The 24,794-nt window shown below is 66.4% G+C and carries 22 protein-coding genes and 2 tRNA genes; 10 read left to right on the top strand and 14 right to left on the bottom strand.

Going from position 1 to position 24,794, the window contains the following annotated elements:
- Window positions 1-22: 22 nt before the first annotated feature.
- From AC5RWT_RS13585 to bcp, 5 genes are all read right to left on the bottom strand, one after another.
- Entirely contained in the window at window positions 23-970 is a 948-nt protein-coding gene (locus AC5RWT_RS13585; protein ID WP_494080645.1) for an ABC transporter permease, read from the bottom strand.
- On the bottom strand, window positions 970-1,971 hold the full coding sequence (locus AC5RWT_RS13580) for an ABC transporter permease (RefSeq protein WP_494080644.1): 1,002 nt from the start codon (window positions 1,969-1,971) through the stop codon (window positions 970-972). Before AC5RWT_RS13580 ends, AC5RWT_RS13585 begins: the two co-directional genes overlap by 1 nt.
- A 93-nt stretch (window positions 1,972-2,064) precedes the next feature.
- Window positions 2,065-3,759: an ABC transporter substrate-binding protein gene (locus AC5RWT_RS13575; RefSeq protein ID WP_494080643.1), complete on the bottom strand. Its 1,695-nt coding sequence runs from the start codon at window positions 3,757-3,759 to the stop codon at window positions 2,065-2,067.
- Between the two features lie 320 nt (window positions 3,760-4,079).
- Window positions 4,080-4,164: transfer RNA gene (locus AC5RWT_RS13570), tRNA-Leu, on the bottom strand.
- Between the two features lie 97 nt (window positions 4,165-4,261).
- The gene (bcp, locus tag AC5RWT_RS13565) at window positions 4,262-4,735 is read right to left on the bottom strand and encodes a thioredoxin-dependent thiol peroxidase (RefSeq protein ID WP_494080642.1); all 474 of its coding nucleotides are present in this window, start codon (window positions 4,733-4,735) and stop codon (window positions 4,262-4,264) included.
- A gap of 89 nt (window positions 4,736-4,824) precedes the next feature.
- Between bcp and AC5RWT_RS13560 the strand changes: the two genes are divergently transcribed.
- Window positions 4,825-5,307 carry a MarR family winged helix-turn-helix transcriptional regulator gene (locus AC5RWT_RS13560; RefSeq protein ID WP_494080641.1) on the top strand — a complete coding sequence of 161 codons (483 nt, stop codon included), beginning with the start codon at window positions 4,825-4,827 and terminating at the stop codon, window positions 5,305-5,307.
- Window positions 5,308-5,350: 43 nt separating this feature from the next.
- On the opposite strand, the gene AC5RWT_RS13555 is transcribed toward AC5RWT_RS13560, so the two are convergent.
- The 7 genes from AC5RWT_RS13555 to AC5RWT_RS13525 all read right to left on the bottom strand — a co-directional run bounded on the left by AC5RWT_RS13555 (window position 5,351) and on the right by AC5RWT_RS13525 (window position 9,882).
- Complete coding sequence (locus AC5RWT_RS13555; protein WP_494045749.1) at window positions 5,351-6,334, bottom strand: NAD(P)H-dependent flavin oxidoreductase; 984 nt, start codon at window positions 6,332-6,334, stop codon at window positions 5,351-5,353.
- A 66-nt stretch (window positions 6,335-6,400) separates the two neighbouring features.
- The gene (locus tag AC5RWT_RS13550) at window positions 6,401-6,745 is read right to left on the bottom strand and encodes a hypothetical protein (protein ID WP_494045750.1); all 345 of its coding nucleotides are present in this window, start codon (window positions 6,743-6,745) and stop codon (window positions 6,401-6,403) included.
- A gap of 171 nt (window positions 6,746-6,916) precedes the next feature.
- A tRNA-Lys gene (locus AC5RWT_RS13545) sits at window positions 6,917-6,989 on the bottom strand.
- 111 nt (window positions 6,990-7,100) lie between these two features.
- Window positions 7,101-8,177, bottom strand: a complete 1,077-nt coding sequence (locus tag AC5RWT_RS13540) for a PQQ-dependent sugar dehydrogenase (RefSeq protein WP_494080640.1) — start codon at window positions 8,175-8,177, stop codon at window positions 7,101-7,103.
- A 3-nt stretch (window positions 8,178-8,180) separates the two neighbouring features.
- Window positions 8,181-8,942 carry a hypothetical protein gene (locus AC5RWT_RS13535; protein WP_494080639.1) on the bottom strand — a complete coding sequence of 254 codons (762 nt, stop codon included), beginning with the start codon at window positions 8,940-8,942 and terminating at the stop codon, window positions 8,181-8,183.
- 205 nt (window positions 8,943-9,147) lie between these two features.
- A complete protein-coding gene (locus AC5RWT_RS13530; protein ID WP_494080638.1) occupies window positions 9,148-9,576 on the bottom strand; it encodes a hypothetical protein in 429 nt (142 codons plus the stop codon).
- Window positions 9,577-9,726: 150 nt separating this feature from the next.
- On the bottom strand, window positions 9,727-9,882 hold the full coding sequence (locus AC5RWT_RS13525) for a hypothetical protein (protein WP_494045754.1): 156 nt from the start codon (window positions 9,880-9,882) through the stop codon (window positions 9,727-9,729).
- A 73-nt stretch (window positions 9,883-9,955) separates the two neighbouring features.
- Between AC5RWT_RS13525 and AC5RWT_RS13520 the strand changes: the two genes are divergently transcribed.
- Window positions 9,956-10,873, top strand: a complete 918-nt coding sequence (locus tag AC5RWT_RS13520; RefSeq protein ID WP_494045755.1) for a LysR family transcriptional regulator — start codon at window positions 9,956-9,958, stop codon at window positions 10,871-10,873.
- Window positions 10,874-10,885: 12 nt separating this feature from the next.
- Window positions 10,886-11,485 (top strand): nucleotidyltransferase family protein, encoded by a 600-nt coding sequence (locus AC5RWT_RS13515; protein WP_494080637.1) that lies wholly within the window; start codon window positions 10,886-10,888, stop codon window positions 11,483-11,485.
- A 250-nt stretch (window positions 11,486-11,735) separates the two neighbouring features.
- On the opposite strand, the gene AC5RWT_RS13510 is transcribed toward AC5RWT_RS13515, so the two are convergent.
- The gene (locus AC5RWT_RS13510; protein ID WP_494045757.1) at window positions 11,736-12,212 is read right to left on the bottom strand and encodes a nucleoside deaminase; all 477 of its coding nucleotides are present in this window, start codon (window positions 12,210-12,212) and stop codon (window positions 11,736-11,738) included.
- Window positions 12,213-12,345: 133 nt separating this feature from the next.
- Between AC5RWT_RS13510 and ilvD the strand changes: the two genes are divergently transcribed.
- The 7 genes from ilvD to AC5RWT_RS13475 all read left to right on the top strand — a co-directional run bounded on the left by ilvD (window position 12,346) and on the right by AC5RWT_RS13475 (window position 23,388).
- Window positions 12,346-14,049 carry a dihydroxy-acid dehydratase gene (gene ilvD, locus AC5RWT_RS13505; protein ID WP_494080636.1) on the top strand — a complete coding sequence of 568 codons (1,704 nt, stop codon included), beginning with the start codon at window positions 12,346-12,348 and terminating at the stop codon, window positions 14,047-14,049.
- A 399-nt stretch (window positions 14,050-14,448) separates the two neighbouring features.
- Window positions 14,449-16,350, top strand: coding sequence for an acetolactate synthase large subunit (locus AC5RWT_RS13500; RefSeq protein WP_494045759.1), 1,902 nt, complete (start codon window positions 14,449-14,451; stop codon window positions 16,348-16,350).
- A 2-nt stretch (window positions 16,351-16,352) separates the two neighbouring features.
- Window positions 16,353-16,865 carry an acetolactate synthase small subunit gene (ilvN, locus tag AC5RWT_RS13495; protein WP_136786644.1) on the top strand — a complete coding sequence of 171 codons (513 nt, stop codon included), beginning with the start codon at window positions 16,353-16,355 and terminating at the stop codon, window positions 16,863-16,865.
- 36 nt (window positions 16,866-16,901) lie between these two features.
- Window positions 16,902-17,927 carry a ketol-acid reductoisomerase gene (ilvC, locus tag AC5RWT_RS13490; protein ID WP_127511544.1) on the top strand — a complete coding sequence of 342 codons (1,026 nt, stop codon included), beginning with the start codon at window positions 16,902-16,904 and terminating at the stop codon, window positions 17,925-17,927.
- A gap of 192 nt (window positions 17,928-18,119) precedes the next feature.
- Window positions 18,120-19,709 (top strand): phosphoglycerate dehydrogenase, encoded by a 1,590-nt coding sequence (gene serA / locus AC5RWT_RS13485; RefSeq protein WP_494080635.1) that lies wholly within the window; start codon window positions 18,120-18,122, stop codon window positions 19,707-19,709.
- 164 nt (window positions 19,710-19,873) lie between these two features.
- Window positions 19,874-22,687: an ABC transporter permease gene (locus tag AC5RWT_RS13480; RefSeq protein WP_494080634.1), complete on the top strand. Its 2,814-nt coding sequence runs from the start codon at window positions 19,874-19,876 to the stop codon at window positions 22,685-22,687.
- On the top strand, window positions 22,684-23,388 hold the full coding sequence (locus AC5RWT_RS13475) for an ABC transporter ATP-binding protein (RefSeq protein ID WP_494080633.1): 705 nt from the start codon (window positions 22,684-22,686) through the stop codon (window positions 23,386-23,388). The genes AC5RWT_RS13480 and AC5RWT_RS13475 overlap by 4 nt, the downstream gene beginning before the upstream one ends.
- A 393-nt stretch (window positions 23,389-23,781) precedes the next feature.
- On the opposite strand, the gene AC5RWT_RS13470 is transcribed toward AC5RWT_RS13475, so the two are convergent.
- The gene (locus AC5RWT_RS13470; protein WP_494080632.1) at window positions 23,782-24,738 is read right to left on the bottom strand and encodes a hypothetical protein; all 957 of its coding nucleotides are present in this window, start codon (window positions 24,736-24,738) and stop codon (window positions 23,782-23,784) included.
- Window positions 24,739-24,794 lie beyond the last annotated feature (56 nt).

Genomic DNA, 24,794 nt, shown 5'->3' with positions numbered 1-24,794 from the left:
CGGCGCCGGCGAATATGTCTGGCTACTTCGCCCGGGTCTTCGGATCCAGGGCTTCGCGCAGCGATTCGCCCAGCAGCGTGAAGCCCAGCGCCGTGATGGCGATGCAGAGGCCGGGCAGGAACGCCAGTTGCGGGGCGATGCCGAGTTCGGCCTGGGCGTAGGTGAGCATCCGGCCCCATTCGGCAGTTTGCGGGCGCCCGCCGCCCAAACCCAGGAAGGAAAGGGCGGCGGCATCGATCACGGCGGTGGCCAGCGTCAGCGTGGCCTGGACGATCACCGGGCCCAGGCTGTTGGGCAGCTGGTGGTTCATGATGATGGCGCTTCGGCTTAGGCCCAGCGTCTGCGCCGCCAGCATGTATTCGGCGCTGCGCTGCGAAATCATCGACGAGCGCAGCAGCCGCGCGAAGATCGGCACCTGAGCCACGCCGATGGCGATCATGACCGCAAAGGCCCCTTGGCCCAGGATGGCCGCAATGGACACCGCCAGCAGCAGGTTCGGCACGGAGAGCAGGATGTCCACCGCTCGCATGATCACGTTGTCGATCTTGCCGCCGAAGCCGCCGGCGATGATGCCCAAGAGCATGCCGCCGGCCAGTCCGATGGCCGTGGACATGACGCCGATGACCAGCGACGCCTGAGCGCCCCAGATCAGCTTGCTCAGCAGGTCGCCGCCGAAGCGGTCCAGCCCCAGCGGGAAGCCGTCCACCTCGCCGAAGCCCGGGATGTGGGTGGGCGTGATGTAGGTGCGGCCGGGCAGCTCTTCGCCGCCGTAGCGGGCCAACAGCGGGGCCAGCAGCGCCACGAGCAGGAACAGTCCCACAATGACGGCGCCGGCGATGGCCTGCGGGTTCTTGCGCAGCCGGCGGAAGGCGTCCTTCCAGAGGCTGGTGCCGCCGGTGTCCTGGACGACGGGCACCGGTGCGGCGACGTCGGTATCGCCGCCGGTACGGGGAGGAAGTGTTGTGCTCATCAGACACGCACCCTCGGATCGATGACGCTGTAGGAAACGTCCACCAGCAGGTTGATCAGCGAATAGATCAAGGCAATGAAAATAATGAACCCCTGCAGTACCGGATAGTCCAGGTTGAAGATGGCGTCGCGCAGGAACCTGCCGATCCCGCTGAAGGCGAAGACCGTCTCGGTCAGCACAGCGCCGGAGACCAGCAGCCCCAATTGCAACCCAATCGTGGTGGTCACCGGCAGCATGGCATTGCGCAGAATGAAGCGGTTGCGGATGGTCTTCTCCTGCAGCCCTTTGGCTCGGGCAGTGCGGACGTAGTCGGCGTTCTGGACCTCCAGCACGGAGGCCCTGGTGATGCGGACGATGATGGCCAGCGGAATGGTGCCCAGCGCGATGCCGGGCAGGACCAGGTGCATGAAGGCGTCCCAGGCCGCGTCCCATTCGCGGGTGAGGATCCCGTCCAACACGTAGAAGTCGGTCACGTGCGTCGCATCGATGCGCGGATTCTGCCGCCCGTCGGTGGGGAACCAGGGCAGCTTGATGGCGAACATCCATTTGAGGATGAAGGCCAGGAAGAAGACCGGAACGGTGATGCCAATCAGCGACAGGACCACCGAGGAATGGTCCGGCCATCTCCCGTAATGCTTGGCGGCCTGATACCCCAGCGGAATCCCGATTCCGACGGCGAAGATCAACGCCACGACGGTCAGTTCAAGTGTTGCCGGAAACCGGGTGCCGAATTCTTCAAGCACCGGCCGGCCGGTCAGGATCGAGGTGCCGAAATCGCCTTGGAGCAGCTTGCCCATGTAGAGGAAGTACTGTTCGATCAGCGGCCGGTCGAATCCGTAAAGCTCGTTGATCCGTGCCACGGCATCGGGCGTGGCACGGTCGCCCAACAACGCGGTGGCCGGCCCGCCGGGCAGGCTGCGCACCCACAGGAAGAGCAGCAGCGAGAGCCCGATGAGCGTCGGGATGAGCAAAGCGATGCGTTTGCCAATGACTCTGAGCACGGTATCCTTCCGGCGCCTGGCGGAAGCGCCTCGTCCTGTTGCCGTGGGGTGGAAACGCCGGGACCCGCACTGGGCGGGCCCCGGCGGCGGGAGTTACTCGGTCAGTTTGATCGTGTTGAAGACCTCGTCATTGACGGGGCTGGCCGGGTAGGACTCCACCCGGGGCGCGAAGGCGAGTGACGGGGCCGGGTGTGCCAGCGGGATGGCCGGGACATACTCGGCGATGTCCGCGTTGATCTCCTCGTACAGCGGCGTCTGCTCTTCTACCTTGCTGGTGCCGCGGGCCTCGGCCAGCTTGTCGAACAGTTCCTTGTTCTTGAATCCGAACTCCGGCTTCTCCTGTCCGAAGAACACCCCGACGAAGTTGTCGGTGTCGTTGTAGTCACCGGTCCAGCCCAGCAGGTGGATGCCGTGGTCCTCGCTGGCTTGGACCTTGTCCAGGTAGTCGGGCGCCCATTTGTCAGGCTGCGCCTTGATGGTGATGCCCACTTCCTCCAGCTGGGCGCTGAGGTTGGTGAACACCTGCTCCGGCGTCGGCATGTACGGCCGTGAAACGCCCGTCGGATAGTTGAACTGCAGCTCCAGTCCGTCCGCGTAGCCGGCCTCGGCCAGCAGTTCCTTGGCCTTCGCCGGGTCATAGGGGTAGGTCGTGACGTCCTCGTTGTAGCCGTTGACCATGTCCGGCACAAACTGCGAGGCAACCTTGGTTCCCTCGGGCAGCGTCTGCTTGACCAGCGCTTCCTTGTCGATCGCGTAGGAGAGCGCCTGCCGGACCTTGAGATCGGAGAGCGCCTTCACCTTCTGGTTGATCCCCAGGTACAGGATGGTGAACGGATCGCGCGGAACAATCTTGAAGCCGGCGTCCGCCAGTGCCTGGGTGTCGGCCGGGGCCACCAAGTCATAGCCGTCGATCTGTCCGGCCTCCAGCGCCTGGCGGCGGGCGTTCGGGTCGTCGATGATCCGGAAGATGATCTTGTCGATCTGCCCGCGGTCGCCCCAGTAGCCGTCGAAGTAGGAGAGCTCCAGCGACTGGCCGGCCTCCCAGCTGTCGAACTTGAAGGGGCCGGTGCCCACCGGATGTCCCTCGGCGTATTCGCTCAGTACCGGAGCCTCGGCCGAGCCGCCCACCTCATCGGCCTTGAACTTTTCCATCGCCGTCGGGCTCTGCATCGCGAAGGCGGGCAGCGACAGCGCGGCGATGAACCCGGCGAACGGCTTGGCCAGCTTGACGGTGACTTCGGTGTCACTAGCGGCTTCACAGGAGTCGTAAACGGCGGTTTCGGGGGAGTCGGAGTAGCCCTTGAAGAGCGAGCCGTAGTAGTAGCTGACCGCTTGGGACTGCTGGACGCCGGTGAAGTTGTACCAGCGGTCGAAGTTGAAGCACACCGCTTCGGCGTTGAAGTCGGTGTCGTCGTGGAACTTCACGCCTTCCTTCAGCTTGAAGGTGTAGGACAGGCCGTCGTCGGACGCTTCCCAGGATTCGGCCAGCAGCGGTGCCGGATCGGCCGTACCGGGCTGCACGCCCACCAGGCCCTCGAAGATCTGCCGACTCACGCGGAACGATTCGCCGTCGCTCGCGTACGCCGGATCCAGGGATTTGGGATCCGAGGATGCGGCGAACACGAACGTCGAATTGACGGCGCCTTCGCTTTCGGCGTCGGTTCCGCCGCCGCGCTCGCTTTCGGCACAGCCGGACAGGATGAGTGCGCCGGCGGCCAGGCCGGCGATAGCGGCTGCGGTGCGCCGGCCTCGGCGCGGGCCACCTGAAGTGGTGCCAGTGAATGACATGGACTGCTCCTCGTGGACGTGAGGTGGGGCGCCGACCGTGTGTGCGGCGACCGGCGGAGCCTCGCTATGGCAGGGCTCCGCTTGATGAGAGCTTAGTCACATGCAAGATCGAAAGCATCGGTTTCACGTTCGGGCGTGGGACAAAAGCATCACGATTTGGTGACAGCGCCCTATTAAGCACGACGGCTTAAGCACGACGGCGGTGCACACCTGCCGTCGGCAGGCGCCGGACGCGGGGCGGGCGCTAGGCGGGCGCCGGCGAGCACGTGGCGTTAACTCAAAGAGCCCCGCAGCGTCTGGGCTGCAGGGCTTTTTGAATGTGGTGCGCAAGGCGGGACTTGAACCCGCACGTCCGAAGACACTGGAACCTAAATCCAGCGCGTCTACCAATTCCGCCACTCGCGCATGTGCTCCCGGCCTGACTCCGGCCGATGAGGAACAGCAATTAGTCTAGCGGCATCCGGCCAGGCCGTTGGCAGGGTGGTGCCGTCCGAAAGCAGGCCTAGTTGTCCAGGCCGAGGTCACGGCGCAATTTCGCCACGTGCCCGGTGGCGCGGACGTTGTACTGGGCCAGGGCGACCTTGCCCGCGGGATCCACCACGATGGTGGAACGGATCAGGCCCTCGTAGACCTTGCCGTAGTTCTTCTTTTCGCCCCAGGCGGCATACGCCTCGGCCACGGTGTGGTCTTCATCGGAGAGCAACGGGAAATTTAGTTGCTCGTTGTCGGCGAACTTCACCAGCTTGGGAAGCGGGTCGGGGGAGACGCCCAGCACCGCGTATCCGGCGCCCTTTAAGGAGTCGAGGCTGTCGCGGAAATCGCAGGCCTCCTTCGTGCAGCCCGGTGTTGACGCGGCCGGATAGAAGTAGACCACAACGTTTTGGCCACGATAGTCCGCCAGCGACACGGTGTTGCCCACCGAGTCCTGAAGCGTGAAATCCGGTGCGATGTCGCCGGTAGACAGTCGTTCGGCCATGAGGCAGCTCCTTAGCAATTTCGGGTTCCAGCACCAGCATAGCCAAGTCGGCCCTCGGCCTGCCCGGGCAACGTACGTATACTTGTGGCATGCCGGATTTGAAGAATTGGCCGATGCCACGGTTGCTCTCCACCGCTGCGCGGCTGGTCGAGCATGAGTGGAACGACAAACTGGCCGGCCTCGGACTGACCCATGCCGGTGTCATTGCCCTGGAGGTGCTGGCCGCCGACGGGGAGATGACCCAAGCGCAATTGGCGACCCGGGTGCGCGTTCAGGCTCAGACCATGGGTAAGACGCTCGGTCGGCTCGAAGTTCACGGGCACATTGTCCGGGCACGCAGCGAGGTGGATCGACGGCGGCAGATCGTACAGATCAGCGACGAAGGGCACCTGGCGCTCAAGCAGGCCGCCGAACTGGAGCGGCTGCTCAGCAGCGGCAACGGCGACCAGATGGACGAGCTCAAGGAACGGTTGACCGTCATTATCCGCAGGCTCGGCAACACCCGTTTTGGCATCGGCGCGGGCGAACCCATCGACATCGTCGAGCTCAAAAGCTTCGAGGACGGCGACTGACCCGCCCCTTCGACGGCGCGGCCTTCGCCAGCGGCCCTGGCCTTTACCAGCGGGACGCTGACGCCCTCAAATAGCTGCGGAATCCGGCAAGATCCGCCACCACGTCGGCGGCAGATTCCCCTCCGTGCGTGATGCCTGCCGACTGGCCGGCATAAACAGGAGCCTGCGCTACGTCTGCATCACGGCGTGCTGCATCGACTGTCTCCGTGATCGACGGCGATGCAGCCACCTCGCCCTGCAGCGCTTCGAGGTCGTCGGTCCAACGGTCGCTGAACTGGTTGCGCAGCGCCCGGCCGCCGAACTCGGCGGGCCACGGCAGTCGCTGGGCGATGTCGAAAGCACGGGTGTAGACCGTGTCATCCGTGCCGGCGTCGGCGATGGCTTGCTTGACCTTGGCGTGGCTGATGGATTCCGCGCAGGCCGCGAACCGGGTGCCGATCCACGCCCCCTGCGCGCCCGCGGCGAGCACAGCCGCCACACCCCGCGCGGTGGCGATCCCGCCGGCCGCCAGTACCGGCTTGTCCGTCTGGTCCAGCGCCAACTGCAGCAGCGGCAGGGTCGCCACTTCATTGCGGCCGTGTCCGCCGCCTTCGCTGCCGCGGACCACGACGACGTCGATGTCCCCTTCCAGCGCACGCTGAAGATCCGCGGCGTTCCCCACCTGCATGGCCACCAACGAACCGGCCTCGCGGGCCATCGACGCGGCCGCACCGGGATCTCCGAAGCTGACGCAGACCAGGTCCGGATGGTGTTCCAGCACCACGCGCAGCGGCTCCAGCGATTCCTCCAGCACCCACGCCATCAGCCCCGCACCCCACGGTTTGCCCGGGGCTGCGGCCAAGGCCAGTTCGCGTTCCAGCCATTCGGTGGCCACGCCGCCGCCGATGCCCACCATGCCCAGTCCGCCGGCGGATGAAACCGCCGCAGCCAGGCGGCCGCCGGCGGCGCCGGCCATCGGGGCGTTGAGCAGCGGTTGGGTCAGGCCAAGGCGGCCGGAAAGATCACCGGGGGCTGTGGAGAGGCTCACGATTTGAGCATACCCCTGCGCCGCTGTGGATCGGCGGCCCACGGCGCCGGTTTGCTTCGGCTGGTCTTACTGCGAGAGGGAAGGGCAGATCTCCAGGATCTGGTCGCCGGCGGCCTCATGATCGGCGTCGGGATTTTCGATGTTGTCGGACACTGCCTGCAGCGGCGCCTCCAACGGCTCGGCGACGCGCTTGGACAGGTCGCGATACTTCTCGGCTGCCTCGGCGAGGTAGGACTTCACGCTCTCGTCGTCCGGTTCGCTCATCGCGAAGGCCTGGACGCCGGTCGCCATCTCCACCGTGATGGCCTTGATCTCCTCGCAGGAGTCGGCCACGGCCATTCGTCCCGCCGAGCAGGCGGTCGCGCCGGTGGCTAGGGCAATCAGGACAACGGCGGTGGAAAGTTTCTTCATGATTCCCCTAGGAACAGGCGGCAATAGCACGTTCAACCAACCCTAAGCGCGAAGACCCGCAGCGGGGGCCACGACGCGGCGGAATGATGACCCGGCCGCCTTGTTTCCGCATCAAGACAAAAAGAAACCCCGTCCGACAAAGCTTTCGCTTGGCCGGACGGGGTCTGTCTGTGCACCCCCCGGGACTCGAACCCGGAACCCATTGATTAAGAGTCAATTGCTCTGCCAGTTGAGCTAGAGGTGCATCTGTTCCTGAAGGTTCCAGCAGCGGTTTCCCTCTGCTTTTTCCCTCGCAACGACATGTAACTCTAGCAGGACATTTCCGAGAAAGTGAAATCAAGCGGGCCTTTGTAGCCTACTTCACAGGAATGGACAGCATCCGGTCATTGCCGGTGCCGTTGGTCAGCACCCAGAGCCCTCCGTCCGGAGCAGCAGCAACGTCGCGCAGCCGGCCGTAGGTGCCTTCATAAAATGCTTCGGGCTCTCCGGCCTCGGTGCCGTCCAGTTCCACCTTCCACAGCCGCTGGCCGCGCAGCGCCGCGATCCATGCCGTTCCGTCCACCAGAGCCATACCGCTGGGGGAAGCGTCGGCAGTGGACGGCCAGATGACCTTGGCGTCGATGAAGCGATCGTCGCCCGGGGCGCCGGTCACCTCCGGCCAGCCGTAGTTGCCGCCGGCTTGGATCAGGTTCAGCTCATCGTCCCGGTCCGGACCGAACTCGGTGGCCCACAGCCTGCCGTCCTCATCCCAGGCCAGTCCCTGCACGTTGCGGTGGCCGTAGCTGTACACCGGGCTGTCGCCGAACGGGTTGCCGGGCGCGGGGTCGCCGTCGGGAGTGACGCGCAGGATCTTGCCACCGAGGGAGGAACGATCCTGGGACCGGGAGGACACCGCGGCATCACCGGTGGCGATGTAGAGGTAGCCGTCCGGGCCGAATTTGATCCTGCCTCCGTTGTGGTTCCCGGCTTTGGGGATTCCCGTCACAATCTCCCGTCCGTCGCTCAGCTGGCCGTCTTTCCAGCGATAGCTGACCACGCGGTTGTCCTCGGGTGAGGTGAGGTAGACGTAAAGACGGGCATCGGCGTCGAAATCCGGGCTGGGCTCCAGCCCCAGTAAACCTCCCTCACCGGTGGTTTCCAGGGGGGACTCCACGGGTACGGCGCTCACGGTTTTGCCGTCCACCACGTGCTTGATCAGGCCGGTGTCATTCTCCGAAATGAGGGCGCTGCCGTCGGGCAGCACCGCGATGGACCACGGCTCTTCCAGGCCCGAAGCAGCCGTACCCACCTCAGGGGCGGAGTCGGTGCCGCCGGTGTTCGGCGCGCCGCTGACGCCGCCGGTGCAGCCGGCCAGGACGGTGGCCAGCACCACAGCCAGCCCTAGACCGGCGAGTCGCAGCGACTTTGCGCGATCTTTCCTGTCGGTGTCCACGCGTTATCCCCTTCGCCGGTCCGGCCCGTCTCCGTTCTCAGCAGCGACGGACGGCTCGATGACCGCTTCGCCCGCGTAGCCGAGCCATTCGGTTTCATCGTAGAGCGGTTCGACCGCGGGCTGCGACTGCTCGGCCGCCGCGTCCTCGACCTCGGCAGGCGGCGGTTCCTCGGTTCCGGCGGCCCGTGCGGTGGTGGTGCCGCTGGCGCTCGGGGAGTCCGGCATCGTCTCCTCCACCATCACGTCTTCATCGGCTGCCGTGCCGCTGACCTCTTCCTCATACATGGCGTCGGCGACGTGCTCCTGACGGTTGCCCGAGTCCCCGAGTGGGCGGTCGGCGTCGGCGTCGCGTGCCTGCCGCTCCTGGTCACGGGCTGCATCCGTCAGATCCGCTGGGGGTTCGGGACCGTGCGGCGGCGGTGCCTGACTCGCATCGGCGGTCTCGGCGGTCGTTTCGGCGCCCTGTGCCGGGGGTGTGCTGGCTGCGGCTGGTTCGACCCCGCCGTCGTGCTCTTGATGGCCTGGGGTGGGCGGCTGCTGGGCTGCGGGCGCTGCACGCTCGGCGGCGGGCCCTCGATCAGCCGCCGACAGGTGGCCCACCACGGCATTCTGTCCGGTGGCAGCGGAAGGGCCGTGCGTGGGGTTGGACGGCGCGTGGGCCAGAGCTCCGGCCTCGGTGGAGTTGGAGTTGCGGGAGAACAGCCACCGCAGCAAGGCGGCAACAATCATGACGACAACGATCTTGATGACCCATATCCAGTCCACGGACTTCACCTTCCAGCTGATGGTTATGGTGCAACTGGTCCCGACGTTACGTGCGGGGAAGAGTGGTGTCCATAGAGCCGGCGGCCCGGTCCGGGGCGGGCTCTGCCCGGAAAATCAGCCCGGAAGAGCGGCAGGGCAACGCCCGGAAGAGCGGCAGGGCAACGCCCGGAAGAGCGCCAGGGCTACGCCCAAAATAACGCCAGGGCTACGCCCGGAAGATCAGCTCCGCCATGAAGCTGTGGAAGTCGGGCTGGTCCTCGGACTGGTCGATGGTGCGTCCCTCGCCGGGCAGTTTGCCTTCGGCCTGCACGCCGAAACGGAACGTCTTGCCCGTGCTGGTGCCCACTTCGTACTCGCCGCCGCCCAATTGCACGGCGTGCGACAGATTGGTCATGTTGATGGCCACGGGAATTCCGCCGGCGGTCAGGCCGGTGCCGTCGAACGGGGCGATGACCAGTTCCTGTGGCCGCCAACGGTAGCCGATGACGTAGCAGTGCCCGGTGCCGCCGCCCGGTGTTCCCTGCACGTTGTCTTGACGGCTGCTGCCGAAGACCAGATTGTAGTCGCCGTAGTTGGGAATCTGGGAATCAAAGATGGCGCTGAGCGCGTCCTTGAGTTCGTCGCTGGTGGGCATGCTGGCCTTCGGATCTGCGTGGATTGGTTGGGCGGACGGCGCCTTCGCCGGCGGAAGCGAGCGTTGCTCCCGGCCAGCCTAGCGGGCCGGACCCACAAAAAAGCGCCTGGCCCTTGTGGTGCCCGGCGCTCGATTGCGGTGGTGGATAACTCAGACGGCGTCGACCGCTTTCACCGGCATGGCCGCGTGATCGGTCTCCCACGCGTGGCTGCGTGGTACCGGCCCCTGGTCACGGCGAACAACGACGGCGAGGCGTGCCAAGACGGCGGCCATCCCCACTACGATCAGGGCTGTTGAGACTGTCATGTCTTCTATTGTCAACCGCTCCGACCGTCAAGTTCAATCTAACGTTACTAAGCACACTATGTAGGATCGCTTTATGGACATCAGACGGCTCCAGATTCTGCGGGAACTCGGCGACCGGGGGTCCGTCGTCGCGACAGCGGCTGCGATGAAAGTCACAGCCTCGGCGGTGTCCCAGCAGCTCAAGGTGCTGCAGGAGGAAGTGGGCGTCACGCTGGTGGAAAAAGCCGGCAGGGGAGTGCGCCTGACCGAGGCCGGACTCGCGATGGCCGCGGCTGCCTCGGACGTGTCTGCCGCCATGGAGCGGGCGCAGGCCACCGTGGACGGCTACCGCAGCGGCTGGCAGAACCAGATCCGGGCCGCGTTCTTCCCCAGTGCGGCGGAAATGTTCCTGCCGGGCTTGATGTACCGGCTGCAGGAGATCGAGGGGCTGCACTTCGAGCCCTGCATGGAGGATCCCTCCGTGGATGGCTTCCTGCGGCTCGCGGCCGACTACGACCTGGTGCTGGCGCACAGCCAGCAGGGCGTGGAGGCCTTTGCCCGGAGCGGCATCACCGTGCTGCCCTTGCTGGACGAGCCGCTGGATGTGGCCATGCCCGCCGGGCACCCGTTGGCCGAATTCGACGCCCTGAAGCCCGAGGATGTGGTGGGCTATCCGTGGATCGGCGTGCCCCCGGGTTTTCCCTTTGAACAGGTGTTGCGGCAGATCGAAGCACGCACCGGCCGACTGGCCAAGCGGACCACGCGCTACGCGGACTTGCGCGTGATGGAGGCCATGGTGGCGGCCGGGCACGGGCTCGCGATCGTGCCGCGCTTCACCTCGCGGAAGGCGCAGACGGCCCGCGGCTTCGTGATGCGGCCGCTGGAGGGAATCCGCGCCAGCCGAAGCATCGTCGTGTTGGCCCGCAGCGATGTAGCCGAACGCAGCAGTGTGCACCGGGTCATCGGCATGCTGCAGCAGGAGGCTGCGGCGATAGCCAGCCAGCAGGGCTGAGGGGCGGACCACATGGAGACGCCCGTCCACGGGGTGCTGTTGGCCGCCGGCGCCGGAAGGCGGTTAGGCCGCGGGCCGAAAGCGCTGCTGGCCGGTGCAGACGGGGTCCCGCTGGTCCGGAAGATCGCGGAGGTTCTCCGGCAAGGCGGCTGCGCCAGCGTGGCGGTGGTCCTGGGCGCCGGCGCGGCCGAGGTGCAAAGGGCCACGGACCTGGCCGGCTGCGCGGTTCTGGTCAACGAGCAGTGGAGCGAAGGCATGGCCGGCTCATTCCGCCTCGGCGTGCAGAGCGCGCGGCCGGAGCAAGCGGTGCTCGTGGCGCTGGTGGACCAACCCGGTGTCAGCCCGGAACTGGTGGCCCGTTTGATCCACGCGGGTCGGCCGGGGCGGATCACGGCCGCCGGCTACCGCGGCCCGGACGGAAAGTCGCGCCGCGGGCATCCGGTGCTTTTCGCACCCGGCTTGGCGGCCCAGGCGGCAGAGCAGGTAACGGGCGACGCCGGTGCGCGCCCCTTCCTGTCGGCGCACCCCGAGCTGGTGGACCTGGTGGACTGCTCGGATCTGACCGACGGCGGCGACATCGATATCCCGTCGGACCTCGGCAGGCTCGGTTAGCGGCGGGCGCTGGATCTCGATGCGGCCGGATCTCGGTGCGGGCGCGGGCGGCCTTACTCGTCACCGGGGAGCGACGGCGGAACGCGGCAGCTTTTCGTCAGGGCAGGGTAAATCGGTGAGGGCAGCGTCCACGGACCCTGCCCTCAGGGATTTACCCTGCCCTCGCCCCGCGGGTCAAACGCGGCGGTGTTACTCGATCACCGGGGGTGCGGGCGCGGGCGGCCTTACTCGTCACCGGGGGAGGGGCGGGTCAGTACTCCACTTTGTCCGGCAGTCGGTCCCAGAGCCGGAACGGTGCCAGGTAGTCGGTCGTCTCGTAGCCGTCGCGGACCACCGGCATGAGCTGCTTGTCGCCCTCGGGGCCGAAGTAGTCGTAGAACAAGGCATCGTCGAAGCCGGAGCTGGCCGCGTCGTCGCGGTCCGCGGCATAAACAACCCGATCAATCCGCGCCCACAGCGCCGCGGCCAGGCACATCGGACACGGCTCGCAGCTGGAATACAGCACCGCGCCGCTGAGATTGAACCCGGTCTCCGCGGCGGCACGGCGGATCGCTACCACTTCCGCGTGCGCCGTCGGATCGTTCGTGGCGGTCACGCGATTGACCCCGTCGAAGACCTGTCCGTCCCGCGTGACCACCGTGGCGCCAAAGGGGCCGCCGGACTTGCCGACGTTTTCCACGGCGATTTCAACCGCGCGGGCCAAGTACTCGTTGTTTCCGGCATTCATGGGCGCAGACTAACAGGCGAACGTGGCCAACACCACAGATTGGCGCGCGCCGGCGGCGCCTCGGCGGCGGCGGTGAGGCACCGCCGTCGTAATATGCCCGGAACTCTGCGGCATGGGTCATAGAATCAAACCCATGAGCGCGGACGTAACCCCTGATATCAAGCCCCGTAGCCGGGTAGTCACCGATGGCATCCACGCCGCCCCGGCGCGCGGCATGTTCCGAGCAGTGGGAATGGGTGACGACGACTTTGCCAAGCCGCAGATCGGCGTCGCCAGTTCCTGGAACGAAATCACCCCCTGCAACCTGTCCCTGAACCGCTTGGCCCAGGGCGCCAAGGAAGGCGTGCACGCCGGCGGCGGTTTCCCGATGCAGTTCGGCACCATCTCCGTCTCCGACGGCATTTCGATGGGCCACGAAGGCATGCACTTCTCGCTGGTCTCCCGCGAGGTCATTGCGGACTCGGTGGAAACCGTCATGCAGGCGGAGCGGATCGACGGCTCGGTGCTGCTGGCCGGCTGCGACAAGTCCCTGCCCGGCATGCTGATGGCCGCGGCCCGGCTGGACCTGGCCGCCGTCTTCCTCTACGCCGGCTCCATCATGCCCGGCTTCGTGAAGCTTGAGGACGGGTCCGAAAAGCAGGTCACCTTGATCGACGCCTTCGAGGCAGTCGGCGCCTGTGCCGCGGGGAAGATGAGCCGCGGCGACCTGGACCGGATCGAACGCGCCATCTGCCCCGGCGAGGGCGCCTGCGGCGGCATGTACACGGCGAACACCATGGCCTGCATCGGCGAGGCGCTGGGCATGTCGCTGCCCGGCTCGGCCGCGCCGCCCTCCGCGGACCGCCGCCGCGATGTCTTCGCGCACAAGTCCGGCGAGGCAGTGGTGAACCTGCTCCGCAAGGGCATCACCGCCCGGGACATCATGACCAAGAAGGCGTTCGAGAACGCCATCGCCGTGACCATGGCCTTCGGCGGCTCCACCAACGCCGTGCTGCACCTGCTGGCGATCGCCCGCGAGGCGGAAGTGGACCTGACGCTCGAGGACTTCAACCGGATCGGGGACAAGATCCCGCACCTGGGCGACCTGAAGCCGTTCGGCCGCTACGTCATGACCGATGTGGACCAGATCGGCGGCGTCCCCGTCATCATGCGCGCGCTGCTCGACGCCGGCCTGCTGCACGGCGACTGCCTGACCGTCACCGGCAAGACCGTTGCCGAGAACCTGGCGGAGATCAATCCGCCGGATGTCGACGGCAAGATCCTGCGCGCGCTGGACAACCCCATCCACAAGACCGGCGGCATCACCATCCTGCACGGCTCCATGGCTCCCGAGGGCGCCGTGGTCAAGAGCGCCGGCTTCGATGCCGACGTCTTCGAAGGCACCGCCCGCGTGTTCGAACGCGAGCAGGGCGCGCTGGACGCGCTGGACAACGGCCAGATCAAGGCCGGCGACGTGGTGGTAATCCGCTACGAAGGTCCCAAGGGCGGCCCGGGCATGCGCGAAATGCTGGCCATCACCGGCGCGATCAAGGGCGCCGGGCTGGGCAAGGACGTGCTGCTGCTCACCGACGGCCGCTTCTCCGGGGGCACCACCGGGCTGTGCATCGGCCACGTGGCGCCGGAAGCGGTCGACGGCGGTCCGATCGCCTTTGTGCGCGACGGCGACCGGATCCGCGTAGACATCGCTGCCCGCAGCTTCGACCTTCTGGTGGACGAGGCCGAGCTGGAAACCCGCAGGGTGGGCTGGGAGCCGCTGGCACCCAAGTTCACCACCGGCGTGCTGGCCAAGTACGCCAAGCTGGTGAAGTCCGCCTCCACCGGCGCGTACTGCGGCTAAGCGGCGTAACTCCAGCGGCTGTACCACCTCCTCGGCGGCCGTACAGCGGCTGAACCACGACGGCGGGCGCGCGCCCTGCGCGGGCCGCGCCCTGCCGTCGTACGCAGGGGAGTCCATGCTGTGGACGCAATTGCCCAAATAATGAGACGTTGAAGTCTCAGGTTGACACTGGTTACCGCGTGGCGTGAGACTGAAGCCATGCAAAGCGTATCCGTGGTCGTCCTTACCAAGCGCGTGGCGTAAACGCCCGTCTGGTTCGACCACGTCACGCGCTAAACCCCATCGGAGCCAACCGGCTCGACGGGGTTTTTTTATTTGCAGAAGAGCACAGGGCCTTCTTCCGCTCGCGGAGGACGGCAAGCACATCGCCAGAACGTAAGATCCGCAAAGGAAAATCCGATGACTAAGGGATCGCCAATCAGCCCCTCGCTGATGGCCAACAAGGCGCCGGCCGCGGCCGACGCCGTCAGGACCAAAGATGTAGCTGCCTCTGTCTCTTCCGTCGTGGACGGCCTCAGCCCGGTAGTCGGGCCGAACAACATCGTGCCGCCCACGGAAATGACCGGCTCACAAGCCGTTGTCCGTTCGCTGGAAGAACTGGGCGTCGATGACGTCTTCGGGTTGCCAGGCGGGGCCATCCTCCCCACCTACGATCCGCTCATGGATTCGGCCAAGATCAACCACATCTTGGTCCGTCATGAACAGGGTGCAGGCCACGCCGCACAGGGTTATGCCATGGTCACCGGCCGCGCCGGCGTCTGCATTGCCACCTCCGGCCCGGGTGCCACCAACCTCGTCACCGCCATTGCCGACGCGCACATGGATTCGGTGCCGATGGTGGCGATCACTGGGCAGGTGTCCTCGGCCGTGATCGGCTCGGACGCGTTCCAGGAAGCGGACATCGTCGGCATCACCATGCCGGTCACCAAGCACTCCTACCTGGTCACCAAGGCGCAGGAGATTCCGCGCGTGCTGGCCGAAGCATTCCACATTGCCACCACCGGCCGCCCCGGCCCGGTGCTGGTGGACATCGCCAAGGACGCCCAGCAGTCCATGATGACCTTCTCCTGGCCGCCGAAGATCGACCTCCCCGGCTACCGCACGGTGGTGCGCGGGCATTCCAAGCAGGTCCGCGAGGCGGCCAAGCTGATCGCCGCGGCGGAGCGCCCGGTCTTCTACGTGGGCGGCGGCGTGATCAAGGCCCACGCTTCCCAGGAACTGCGCGAGCTGGCCGAGCTGGTGGGCGCCCCGGTGGCCACCACGCTGATGGCCCGCGGCGTGTTCCCGGATTCGCATCCACAGCATGTGGGCATGCCGGGCATGCACGGTTCCGTCTCCGCGGTGACCGCGCTGCAGCAGGCCGACCTGCTGATCACGCTGGGCGCCCGCTTCGACGACCGGGTCACCGGTGTACTGAGCACCTTCGCCCCGGGCGCCAAGGTGATCCACGCGGACATCGACCCGGCGGAAATCTCGAAGAACCGCACGGCCGATGTGCCGATCGTGGGCTCCGTCAAGGAGATCATTCCGGAACTGGCCGACGCCTGCCGCGAGCGGTTCGCCGCCGAAGGCACGCCGGACCTTTCCGCGTGGTGGGCCATGCTGGACCGGCTCCGCGAGACCTACCCGCTGGGCTTCGCCGAGCCCGAGGACGGACTGGTGGCCCCGCAGCAAGTGATCCAGCGGATCGGCGAGCTGACCGGGCCGGAAGCGGTCTACGTTGCCGGCGTGGGCCAGCACCAGATGTGGAGCGCCCAGTTCATCAAGTACGAGCGCCCGCATGCCTGGCTGAACTCTGGCGGCCTGGGCACCATGGGCTACTCGGTGCCGGCCGCCATGGGCGCCAAGGTGGGCAACCCGGACCGAGTGGTCTGGGCGATCGACGGCGACGGCTGCTTCCAGATGACCAACCAGGAACTGGCCACCTGCCGGCTGAACAACATCCCGATCAAGGTGGCGGTGATCAACAACTCCTCGCTGGGCATGGTCCGCCAGTGGCAGACCCTGTTCTACGACGGCCGGTACTCAAATACCGACCTGAACACCGGCCACGACACCGTGCGCGTGCCGGACTTCGTCAAGATGGCCGACGCCTACGACTGCGTGGGCCTGCGCTGCGAACGGGTGGAGGACATCGACGCCACCATCGAACAGGCGCTGGCGATCAACGACCGTCCGGTGGTCATCGACTTCGTGGTCAGCCCCAACGCGATGGTGTGGCCGATGGTGCCCTCCGGCGTGAGCAACGACCTCATCCAGATTGCCCGCGACATGACCCCCGTATGGGAAGAGGAGGACTAGGCATGGCCCGCCATACCCTTTCAGTGCTGGTGGAGGACGTCCCGGGTGTGCTGACCCGCGTCGCCAGCCTCTTCGCCCGCCGGGCATTCAACATCCATTCTTTGGCCGTCGGCCCCACGGAAGCTGACGGGTTCTCCCGCATCACCGTGGTGGTCGAGGCCGAGGGCGACCTGCTGGAGCAGGTCACCAAACAACTGAACAAGCTCGTCAACGTCATCAAGATCGTCGAGCTGGTTCCCGAAACTTCCGTGCAACGCGACCACATCCTGGTCAAGGTCCGCGCGGATGCCGCAACACGGCTGCAGGTAACCCAGGCAGCAGATCTGTTCCGTGCCTCCGTGGTCGACGTGTCCACCGACTCGTTGGTTGTGGAGGCCACCGGCACCGCCGATAAGCTCGAGGCCCTGCTTGCAGTGCTGGAGCCGTTTGGCATCCGCGAAATAGTCCAATCCGGAACGCTGGCCATTGGCCGCGGCTCCCGCTCCATGAGCGACCGCGCGCTGCGTTCCGCCTGATTCCTTTCCACGAACCCCCAACAGGAGAAACTTAAAGTGACTGAGCTGTATTACGACGACGACGCCGACCTCTCGATCATCCAGGGCCGCAAGGTCGCTGTCATCGGTTACGGCAGCCAGGGCCATGCCCACGCCCTGAGCCTGCGCGATTCCGGCGTGGACGTCCGCGTTGGCCTGGCCGAGGGCTCCAAGTCCCGCGCCAAGGCCGAGGCCGAGGGCCTCAAGGTCCTCTCCGTGGCCGACGCGGCCGCCGAGGCCGATGTGATCATGATCCTCACCCCGGACCAGGTCCAGGCCAAGGTCTACGCCGACTCCATCGCCGACAAGCTCGAAGAGGGCAACGCCCTGTTCTTCGGCCACGGCTTCAACATCCGCTTTGGCTTCATCCAGCCGCCGGCCAACGTCGACGTCGCCCTGGTTGCGCCGAAGGGCCCGGGCCACATCGTGCGCCGCGAGTTCGAAGCCGGCCGCGGCGTGCCGGACCTGATCGCCATCGAGCAGGACTTCACCGGCGGCGCCAAGGCGCTGGCACTGTCCTACGCCAAGGGCATCGGCGGCACCCGCGCCGGCGTCATCGAGACCACCTTCACCGAAGAGACCGAGACCGACCTGTTCGGCGAGCAGGCAGTGCTCTGCGGCGGCGCCTCGCAGCTGGTGCAGTACGGTTTCGAGACCCTGACCGAAGCCGGCTACAAGCCGGAGATCGCCTACTTCGAGGTGCTGCACGAGCTGAAGCTGATCGTCGACCTGATGGTCGAGGGCGGCATCGCCAAGCAGCGCTGGTCGGTCTCCGACACCGCCGAGTTCGGCGACTACGTCTCCGGCCCCCGCGTGATCACCCCGGAGGTGAAGGAAAACATGAAGGCCGTCCTCGCCGACATCCAGAACGGTTCCTTCGCCAAGCGATTCATGGACGACCAGGCCAACGGCGCCAAGGAATTCCTGGAACTGCGCCAGAAGGGTGAGGACCACCCGATCGAGGCCACCGGCCGCGAACTGCGCAAGCTGTTCTCCTGGATCAAGTCCGACGACGACTACACCGAGGGCGTCGCAGCCCGCTAGTCCCGTGCCACGGCCGGCGCCCGATGTGGGCGCCGGCCGTCACTTTTTTGCCTTCCCGTCGTTCCGGCGGGAGGCGCCGGGCCCGCCGGGACCGGTAACAACTGGGGGACAGGGCGGCAGCCGTTCTAGACTGGACCCACCCCTATCTATACGCACGGCCATCACCATGCATGCAGCGAAGGAACAACCCCTGTGGAAAAACCAGTAGTTCTCCTTGCCGAGGAACTCTCCCCAGCTACCATCGAAGCCCTCGGGCCTGACTTCGAGATCCGCCAGACCGATGGAGCCGACAGGTCCCAGCTGCTGACCGCGATTGCCGACGTCGACGCCATCCTGGTCCGCTCCGCCACCAAGGTGGACGCCGAGGCCATAGCCGCGGCCAAGAATTTGAAGATCATCGCCCGCGCCGGCGTGGGCCTGGACAACGTGGACATCAAGGCCGCCACCCAGGCCGGTGTCATGGTCGTGAACGCACCGACCTCCAACATCGTCTCCGCCGCGGAACTGACCGTCGGCCACATCCTTGGTTTGGCCCGGAACATCCCGGCCGCCAACGCCTCGCTGAAGGACGGCGAGTGGAAGCGCTCCAAGTACACCGGCACCGAGCTCTACGAGAAGAAGATCGGCATCATCGGCCTGGGCCGCATCGGCGCCCTGATCGCCGCCCGCATGCAGGCTTTCGAGACGCAGATCCTGGCCTATGACCCGTACGTGACCAGCGCCCGCGCCGCCCAGCTGGGCGTGCAGCTGGTCAGCCTGGACGAGCTGCTGGAGCAGTCGGACTTCATCACCATCCACATGCCCAAGACCCCGGAGACGGTGGGCATGATCGGCGCCGATGCCTTCGAAAAGATGAAGGACACCGCCTACGTGGTCAACGTGGCCCGCGGCGGCCTGATTGACGAATCCGACCTGTACGACGCCTTGAAGGAAGGCAAGATTGCGGGCGCCGCCATCGACGTCTTCGTCAACGAGCCCAGCACGGACCTGCCGTTCTTCGAACTGGAGAACGTGGTGGTCACCCCGCACCTGGGCGCCTCCACCGCGGAAGCCCAGGAAAAGGCCGGCATCTCCGTGGCCAAGTCGGTGCGCCTGGCGCTGGCCGGCGAGCTGGTGCCCGACGCCGTGAACGTGGCCGGCGGTGTGATCGCCCCGGACGTCCGCCCGGGCATCCCGCTGATGGAAAAGCTTGGCCGCATCTTCACCGCGCTGACCCACGATTCGGTGACCCAGATCGACGTCGAGGTCGCCGGTGAAATCGCCGAGCTGGACGTTAAGGCGCTGGAACTGGCCGCGCTCAAGGGCGTGTTCAAGGACGTCGTCTCGGAGCAGGTCTCGTATGTCAACGCCCCGGTGCTGGCCGAACAGCGCGGCATCAACACCCGCCTGATCACCACCATCGAGTCCGAAGAGTACCGCAACGTGCTCACCATCCGCGGCGCGCTGTCGGACGGTTCGCAGATCTCCGTATCCGGAACGCTGACCGGCCCCAAGCAGATCCAAAAGATCGTGGCCATCAACGGCTACGAGGTGGAAATGCAGATCAGCGAGCACGTCATCGTGTTCCTCTACGAGGACCGTCCCGGCGTCATCGGCACGCTCGGCCGGCTGTTGGGCGAGCATGACATCAACATCGCCGGCATGCAGGTCGCCCGCAACGAGGACAGCAAGCAGGCGCTGGCCGTGCTGACCGTGGACAGCGCCCTGCCGCAGGACCTGCTGGACCGGCTCAGCGCGGAGATCGGCGCCGTCGTCGCGCGCGAAGTGGACCTGCAGGACTGACGTTTCTGGCGCAGTAAAGCCCGCCCTGTCCTCTGCCCGCGCAGGGCACGGGCGGGCTTTGGCCATACCCGCATGTCGATTCCTCGACTGCGCGCACCTCATGAGAACCTTAATGCCGGGTCAATTCGACCTCTGGCCTCTTTGCCGCCGTATGGAGTGATTTTTTGGAAATCCGGTTCAACGCTGCGTCTCGCTTCATGCGCAGCCGCTCGCTCGTGCTCACGGTTGCCGTCCTCATTGCGGCGATGGTTCTCTCCATTTTCGTGCAGGGCCGGGCACAGGCATCGCTGACCCGGGTGGTGGACGAAAACACCCGCGGCGTGTATGACATCTTGGTTCTTCCCGGCGGCACCGCAGGAGACGAACTGCGCCAGCCTGACTTCCTCTCCGGCAACGGTGGCATCACCGCGGCAGACCTCGACGAGGTCCGCGTGATCGACGGCGTTTCCGTCGCTGCACCGATCTCGCTGGTGTCCAAGGTGGTCCAGGACATCGAGTTCCCGCAGCTGAAGGCCACAGACTACGTCGGCTATAACCCGAACATCGAGCAGTACCTGAAGTCGCAGGGCATCCAGGACGCGGTGCCGGAAGGCGAGTGGCCGGAGCCGGCTTCCGTATTCAACGAGGAAGCGACCAACTACCGGATCACCGCCAAGGCCGTCAGCTCCGACGGCCTGAGCGACACCGTCTTGTTCGAAACCGCCGCCGAGGGCTCGCTGGGCCAGGCGAAGCTGGAGGAACTGGACGTTCCCGGCGGCACCAGCCTGCGCACCGTGGCCCCCAAGGGCGAGACCGGAATCAAGTTCCCGGATCCGGCCGGCGGCAGCATGCACGGCGATTTTGACACCACCATTGCGCTGCCGATGCTGCCGCAGATCACTGAGACCGTGGTTGCCGTGGATCCGGCGGCCGAGTCCGCGCTGCTCGGCGAGGCCGGCGACTTCCTGGCCCCGCTGAAGCAGGCGCCGGAAGCAACGGACCGCAATGCCCAGGACCTGGGCCAGTATTTCTCGTCGCAGTTCGGCATGGGCATGTTCTCCGAGGGCGGCGAAGGCGCCGCTATCGACGGCCACCCCTTCCAGTTCTGGAGCCCGTTCTTCGTGCAGTACCAGAACGCGGTGGAAGCCGGCACGCTGGACGATGAGTCGCAGGTCATCCCCATGGTGGTCCGGTCGGGCACCGACCTGGACCTGACCTACTCGGTCAAGATCGAAGAATTGGACGACTCCGGCAACACCGTCAAGGAAGTCGGCACCGTCAGCAAGGAGCTGGGGGAGGGCTACCTGCCCTTCGCATCCAGCAAGCCGTTCCAGCTGCGCTGGCCCGGCGGCGAGGACTACAACTACCTGCTCGGCTCCGGCGGCGTCCAGATGGTCGCCGGCCTGCACCAGCCTCCGGTGTGGACCACTGATTTCATGTCCAACCCGGACTACGCGCTCGGCGACGCCGCCAGCAACGGCAGCGCCGAACAGACCGCCACACCCCAGGGCTGGATCCAGGTCAACAAGCTGCCGGAGAAGACCCTCCAGTGGCAGCTGGAACCGGACCAGAGCCAGCGCGCACCCGTGGAAGAGCAGTCCTACCGCAGCACCGTGGATTCCGGCACCGAATCCGCTACTCCGCTGCCCTTCGTCTACGGCACCTTTGACGCCGCCGCCGTACGGGAAGCCGCCGGCGATGTGAACTACCTGCCGTTGGGCGGTTATGACCCGACGCCGGTGACCATCACCCACGACGCCGAGGGCAAAAAGATCGACGAAACGGTGATGAAGCCGGGCCTCAGCGGCGCCGGCCTGTCCGTGCAGTCCGCCGGTGCTATCACCGACTTCGCCGGGCTTGCAGCGGTACGCGGCACCAGCGCCGACGAGGCCGTCATCGACGCCGTCCGGGTCCGCGTGAACGCTGGCGGTTCATGGGCCGACGCCGAAGACCAGATTAACGGCGTCGCCGCTGCCATCGAGGACCTTGGCCTGGAGACCCAGGTCGTTGCCGGTTCGGCCCGCGAAGACGTTTCCATCTACGTTCCCGACTACCACAAGGACGCTTCCGGCACGGTCAGCGATCTCGGCACCGTGCAGCAGTCCTGGGTCCGCCAGGGCGCAGCCGGCGAAGTCCACGGCGCCCTGAGCGCATCCAGCGCGGCGCTGTTGGCCCTCACCGTCGGCGGTGCGGCCCTGCTGACCGCCGCCAGCTCCGTGGCCTTCACCCGCTCCCGTCGGACCGAAGCCGTGACGCTGCGGGCCATGGGCTGGAACCGGCGCCGCATCCGCTCCTGGTTCCTGAACGAACTGCTGGTCGGCGGCGTGGCCGTGCTCGGGGTGGCGATCATTGCCAGCGCCATCAGCCGCAGCGCCGTGACCTTGTGGGTGTCGCTCATCGCGCTGGTGGTCTACGTTGCCTCCGCATTCATCTCGGCCGCCATGCTCAAGCCGCACCCGAAGGCGGATACCGAACCGTCCGGTGCCGCCGGTGTGCCGTCCGTGAAGACGCCGCTGCAGTTCGCCGCCCGGCAGCTGAGCACCAATCGGTTCAACACCCTGGCCATTGCCTTGGCCGTGGCCGTCCTCGGCGCCGCTGCCGGAGCGCTGGTCGCCGTGCTGGCCGACATCCCGCGCGCAGCCGGCAGCACCGCGCTCGGGTCGCTGGCCGCGTCGCAGTTGAGCGGACTCAACATCGCGCTGGCGCTGCTCGGCGTCGTAACTGCGCTGCTGTTGGCGCTGATGACCACTCGGTTTGAAGCCCAGCGGAAGCGCGAACAGTTCGCCATCCTCGGCGCCATGGGATGGACGCCCACGCTGCTGCTGCAGGCCCGCCGCGGCGAGGCCGGCATCACCGCAGCCATCGCGCTGCCGTTGGCCGTTATCGGCGCCGTCGTGACCGCCCTGTTTATTGCACCCCATACCGCGGTGTTGGCCGCTGCCGCTGGCATTGTGGCCGTGCTCCTCTGGTTTGTTTTGATGACAAGGACCCGGAAATGATTGAAGAACGCCTGACTACCCGTGCTGCCATCAAGGAGCGCACCGAGGACCACGCCATGCCGGTGGAGCTGCGGGGCATCACCATCCGGTACGACGGCGGCGCCGAACCTCTGGTGATCGCCGAGGACTTCGACCTCGGCCTCGAAGCCGGGACCATGCACTGCCTGGCCGGCCGCAGCGGTTCCGGCAAGACCAGCCTCCTCACCGTCGCCGCCGGGCTACAGCAGCCCACGGCCGGCGAGGTGTTCTGGCAGGGCGATGCCCTCACCACCATGGACGACGACGAGATCTCCGACCGCCGCCGTGCGCTGATCGGCTACGTTGACCAGGGCGGCGCGCTGATCGACGGCATGAGCGCGCTGGAGAACGTGCTGCTGCCGGCCGTGCCCGACGGCCAGGTCGAAGAGCGCACCGAGATGGCCAAGGACTTGCTGGACCTGGTCGGGCTGGGCCGCCGCATGCGGCACCGCCCCGGCCAGCTCTCCGGCGGCGAACGCCAGCGCGTCGCCATCGCCCGCGCCCTGATCCTGGGCACCAAGGTCTTGGTGGTGGATGAGCCGACCGCCAACCTGGACCGCGAACAGGCGAACAAGATCATCCACATCCTGAAGGACACCACCCAGGACGGCATCGCCGTGCTCGTGGCCTCCCACGACCAGGAACTCATCAAGGCCGCCGACAGCAGCACCAAGATGAACTAAGGCCGTCCGGCCCAAGTTTGCTGAGCGTGGCCCGACCGCGCCGTTGCTGCAAAGTAGACAGCCCCTGACCTCGACACCAGGTCAGGGGCTGGCGTCCAGATCACCGCGCACGTCCCCTGACCTCGACACCAGGTCAGGGGCTGGCGTCCAGATCACCGCGCACGTCCCCTGACCTCGACACCAGGTCAGGGGTTAGCGTCCAGATCACCGGATACAAGCCCGCATCTCGGCGCTAACTGAGGATCTCGAGGCGGGCCGCTATGGCGCGTATCGGAGTGCAACAATTCCGATACGGCTCAGCCCGGCTCCTCGGGGGCCGCAGGCTCCGCGCCAACCGAGCCAGTTCTATTGAGCATCGGCTCCGCGCCGCCGCGGCAGCCGCTGCCCATCTGGTCACGCTGCGCGGTCCGCTATGTTGCGGAAGGCCTCGTTGTACTTCCTTACTAAACGCTGCTTGAGGCCGGCCTCGTCGTCCAGATGGCTCCACCGGATACGGACAATCGTCCAGCCTTCTTCCATGAGGCGGGTCTCCCGTTTGCGCTCTTCCAGAATCATTTGGTCCGTAGGCTGAGCATCCCGGTACTTGCTGTCGCCGTCGAACTCGAAGATGAGCTTTAGCCCCGGCCAGGCGAAGTCAGCGCGGTATGTGCCCTCGGCCGTTCTGATCTCATGTTGGAGAACCGGCTGGGGGAAGTTCCAAGCGCGCAATTTCAGCCGCAACCTTGTCTCACCCGCTGACTCGGACCGGCCGTCTACTGCGGCAAGAACTTCGCGGACGCGCGTGATGAAGCGCGACTTGGGGGCGCCGTCTGCCAGCTCGTGCATCTTCTCCAGGCTCGCACCACGCTGGAGTGCGGAATCGGCGATGACAACGGCGAGTTCGAACGGAAGCGTGCGGGCACAGTCCAGTACCGTCCGCTCGCGTGATGTTACGCGGATACTGCCGGCCAGCGTCTCCACATCCGAATCCGTGAGCGTGTGGGTATGCCGGACCAACTCCGTGGAACCGGGCTTCTCACCCCGGCGGCCCCGCTGGATCACGTGGATTTGTTCCGGTGCGTTCCAGACGTGCAGACCCCACAACCGCGCTGCCGACGCGTGGCTGTAGACAAGGTCGCCGTTTGAGGCAGCATGGTGGGCCTTGATCAGCAACATGTGCTGGTCCCACGGTTTTTGCGCCTGCCAGTATTCCTCGGAGATGTAGATGCTCCGCCGCAAGCGGTGCAGAATCTTTCCGCGCACGGCGGCAGCGATCTGCCGCTCCTCTAGCCCGTGTTTCCGCAGCTCCTGGTAGCTGACTATCCGGTCAATGCGGCACTTCTGTCCGGAGCTTCCGATGAGTTCGTCCATGGCACCAAACGTGCCGCAGGTTTCGCCAGCCGTCGATCCCTGCGCGCCTGCTGTGG

The sequence above is a fragment of the Arthrobacter sp. Dra40 genome (assembly GCF_059091905.1).
Note: the sequence above shows the minus strand (reverse complement) of the source record. Positions and strands in the feature narration are given on the sequence as shown.

Excerpts from the sequence above, each read along its gene's own strand:
- AC5RWT_RS13585 (WP_494080645.1), bottom strand. The coding sequence starts at position 970 with ATGAGCACAACACTTCCTCCCCGTACCGGCGGCGATACCGACGTCGCC.
- ilvN (WP_136786644.1), top strand. The coding sequence starts at position 16,353 with ATGGCCCGCCATACCCTTTCAGTGCTGGTGGAGGACGTCCCGGGTGTG.
- AC5RWT_RS13520 (WP_494045755.1), top strand. The coding sequence starts at position 9,956 with ATGGACATCAGACGGCTCCAGATTCTGCGGGAACTCGGCGACCGGGGG.
- AC5RWT_RS13510 (WP_494045757.1), bottom strand. The coding sequence starts at position 12,212 with ATGAATGCCGGAAACAACGAGTACTTGGCCCGCGCGGTTGAAATCGCC.
- AC5RWT_RS13500 (WP_494045759.1), top strand. The coding sequence starts at position 14,449 with ATGACTAAGGGATCGCCAATCAGCCCCTCGCTGATGGCCAACAAGGCG.
- AC5RWT_RS13550 (WP_494045750.1), bottom strand. The coding sequence starts at position 6,745 with ATGAAGAAACTTTCCACCGCCGTTGTCCTGATTGCCCTAGCCACCGGC.
- AC5RWT_RS13475 (WP_494080633.1), top strand. The coding sequence starts at position 22,684 with ATGATTGAAGAACGCCTGACTACCCGTGCTGCCATCAAGGAGCGCACC.
- AC5RWT_RS13560 (WP_494080641.1), top strand. The coding sequence starts at position 4,825 with ATGCCGGATTTGAAGAATTGGCCGATGCCACGGTTGCTCTCCACCGCT.
- bcp (WP_494080642.1), bottom strand. The coding sequence starts at position 4,735 with ATGGCCGAACGACTGTCTACCGGCGACATCGCACCGGATTTCACGCTT.
- AC5RWT_RS13575 (WP_494080643.1), bottom strand. The coding sequence starts at position 3,759 with ATGTCATTCACTGGCACCACTTCAGGTGGCCCGCGCCGAGGCCGGCGC.
- AC5RWT_RS13525 (WP_494045754.1), bottom strand. The coding sequence starts at position 9,882 with ATGACAGTCTCAACAGCCCTGATCGTAGTGGGGATGGCCGCCGTCTTG.
- AC5RWT_RS13515 (WP_494080637.1), top strand. The coding sequence starts at position 10,886 with ATGGAGACGCCCGTCCACGGGGTGCTGTTGGCCGCCGGCGCCGGAAGG.
- ilvD (WP_494080636.1), top strand. The coding sequence starts at position 12,346 with ATGAGCGCGGACGTAACCCCTGATATCAAGCCCCGTAGCCGGGTAGTC.
- AC5RWT_RS13530 (WP_494080638.1), bottom strand. The coding sequence starts at position 9,576 with ATGCCCACCAGCGACGAACTCAAGGACGCGCTCAGCGCCATCTTTGAT.
- AC5RWT_RS13470 (WP_494080632.1), bottom strand. The coding sequence starts at position 24,738 with ATGGACGAACTCATCGGAAGCTCCGGACAGAAGTGCCGCATTGACCGG.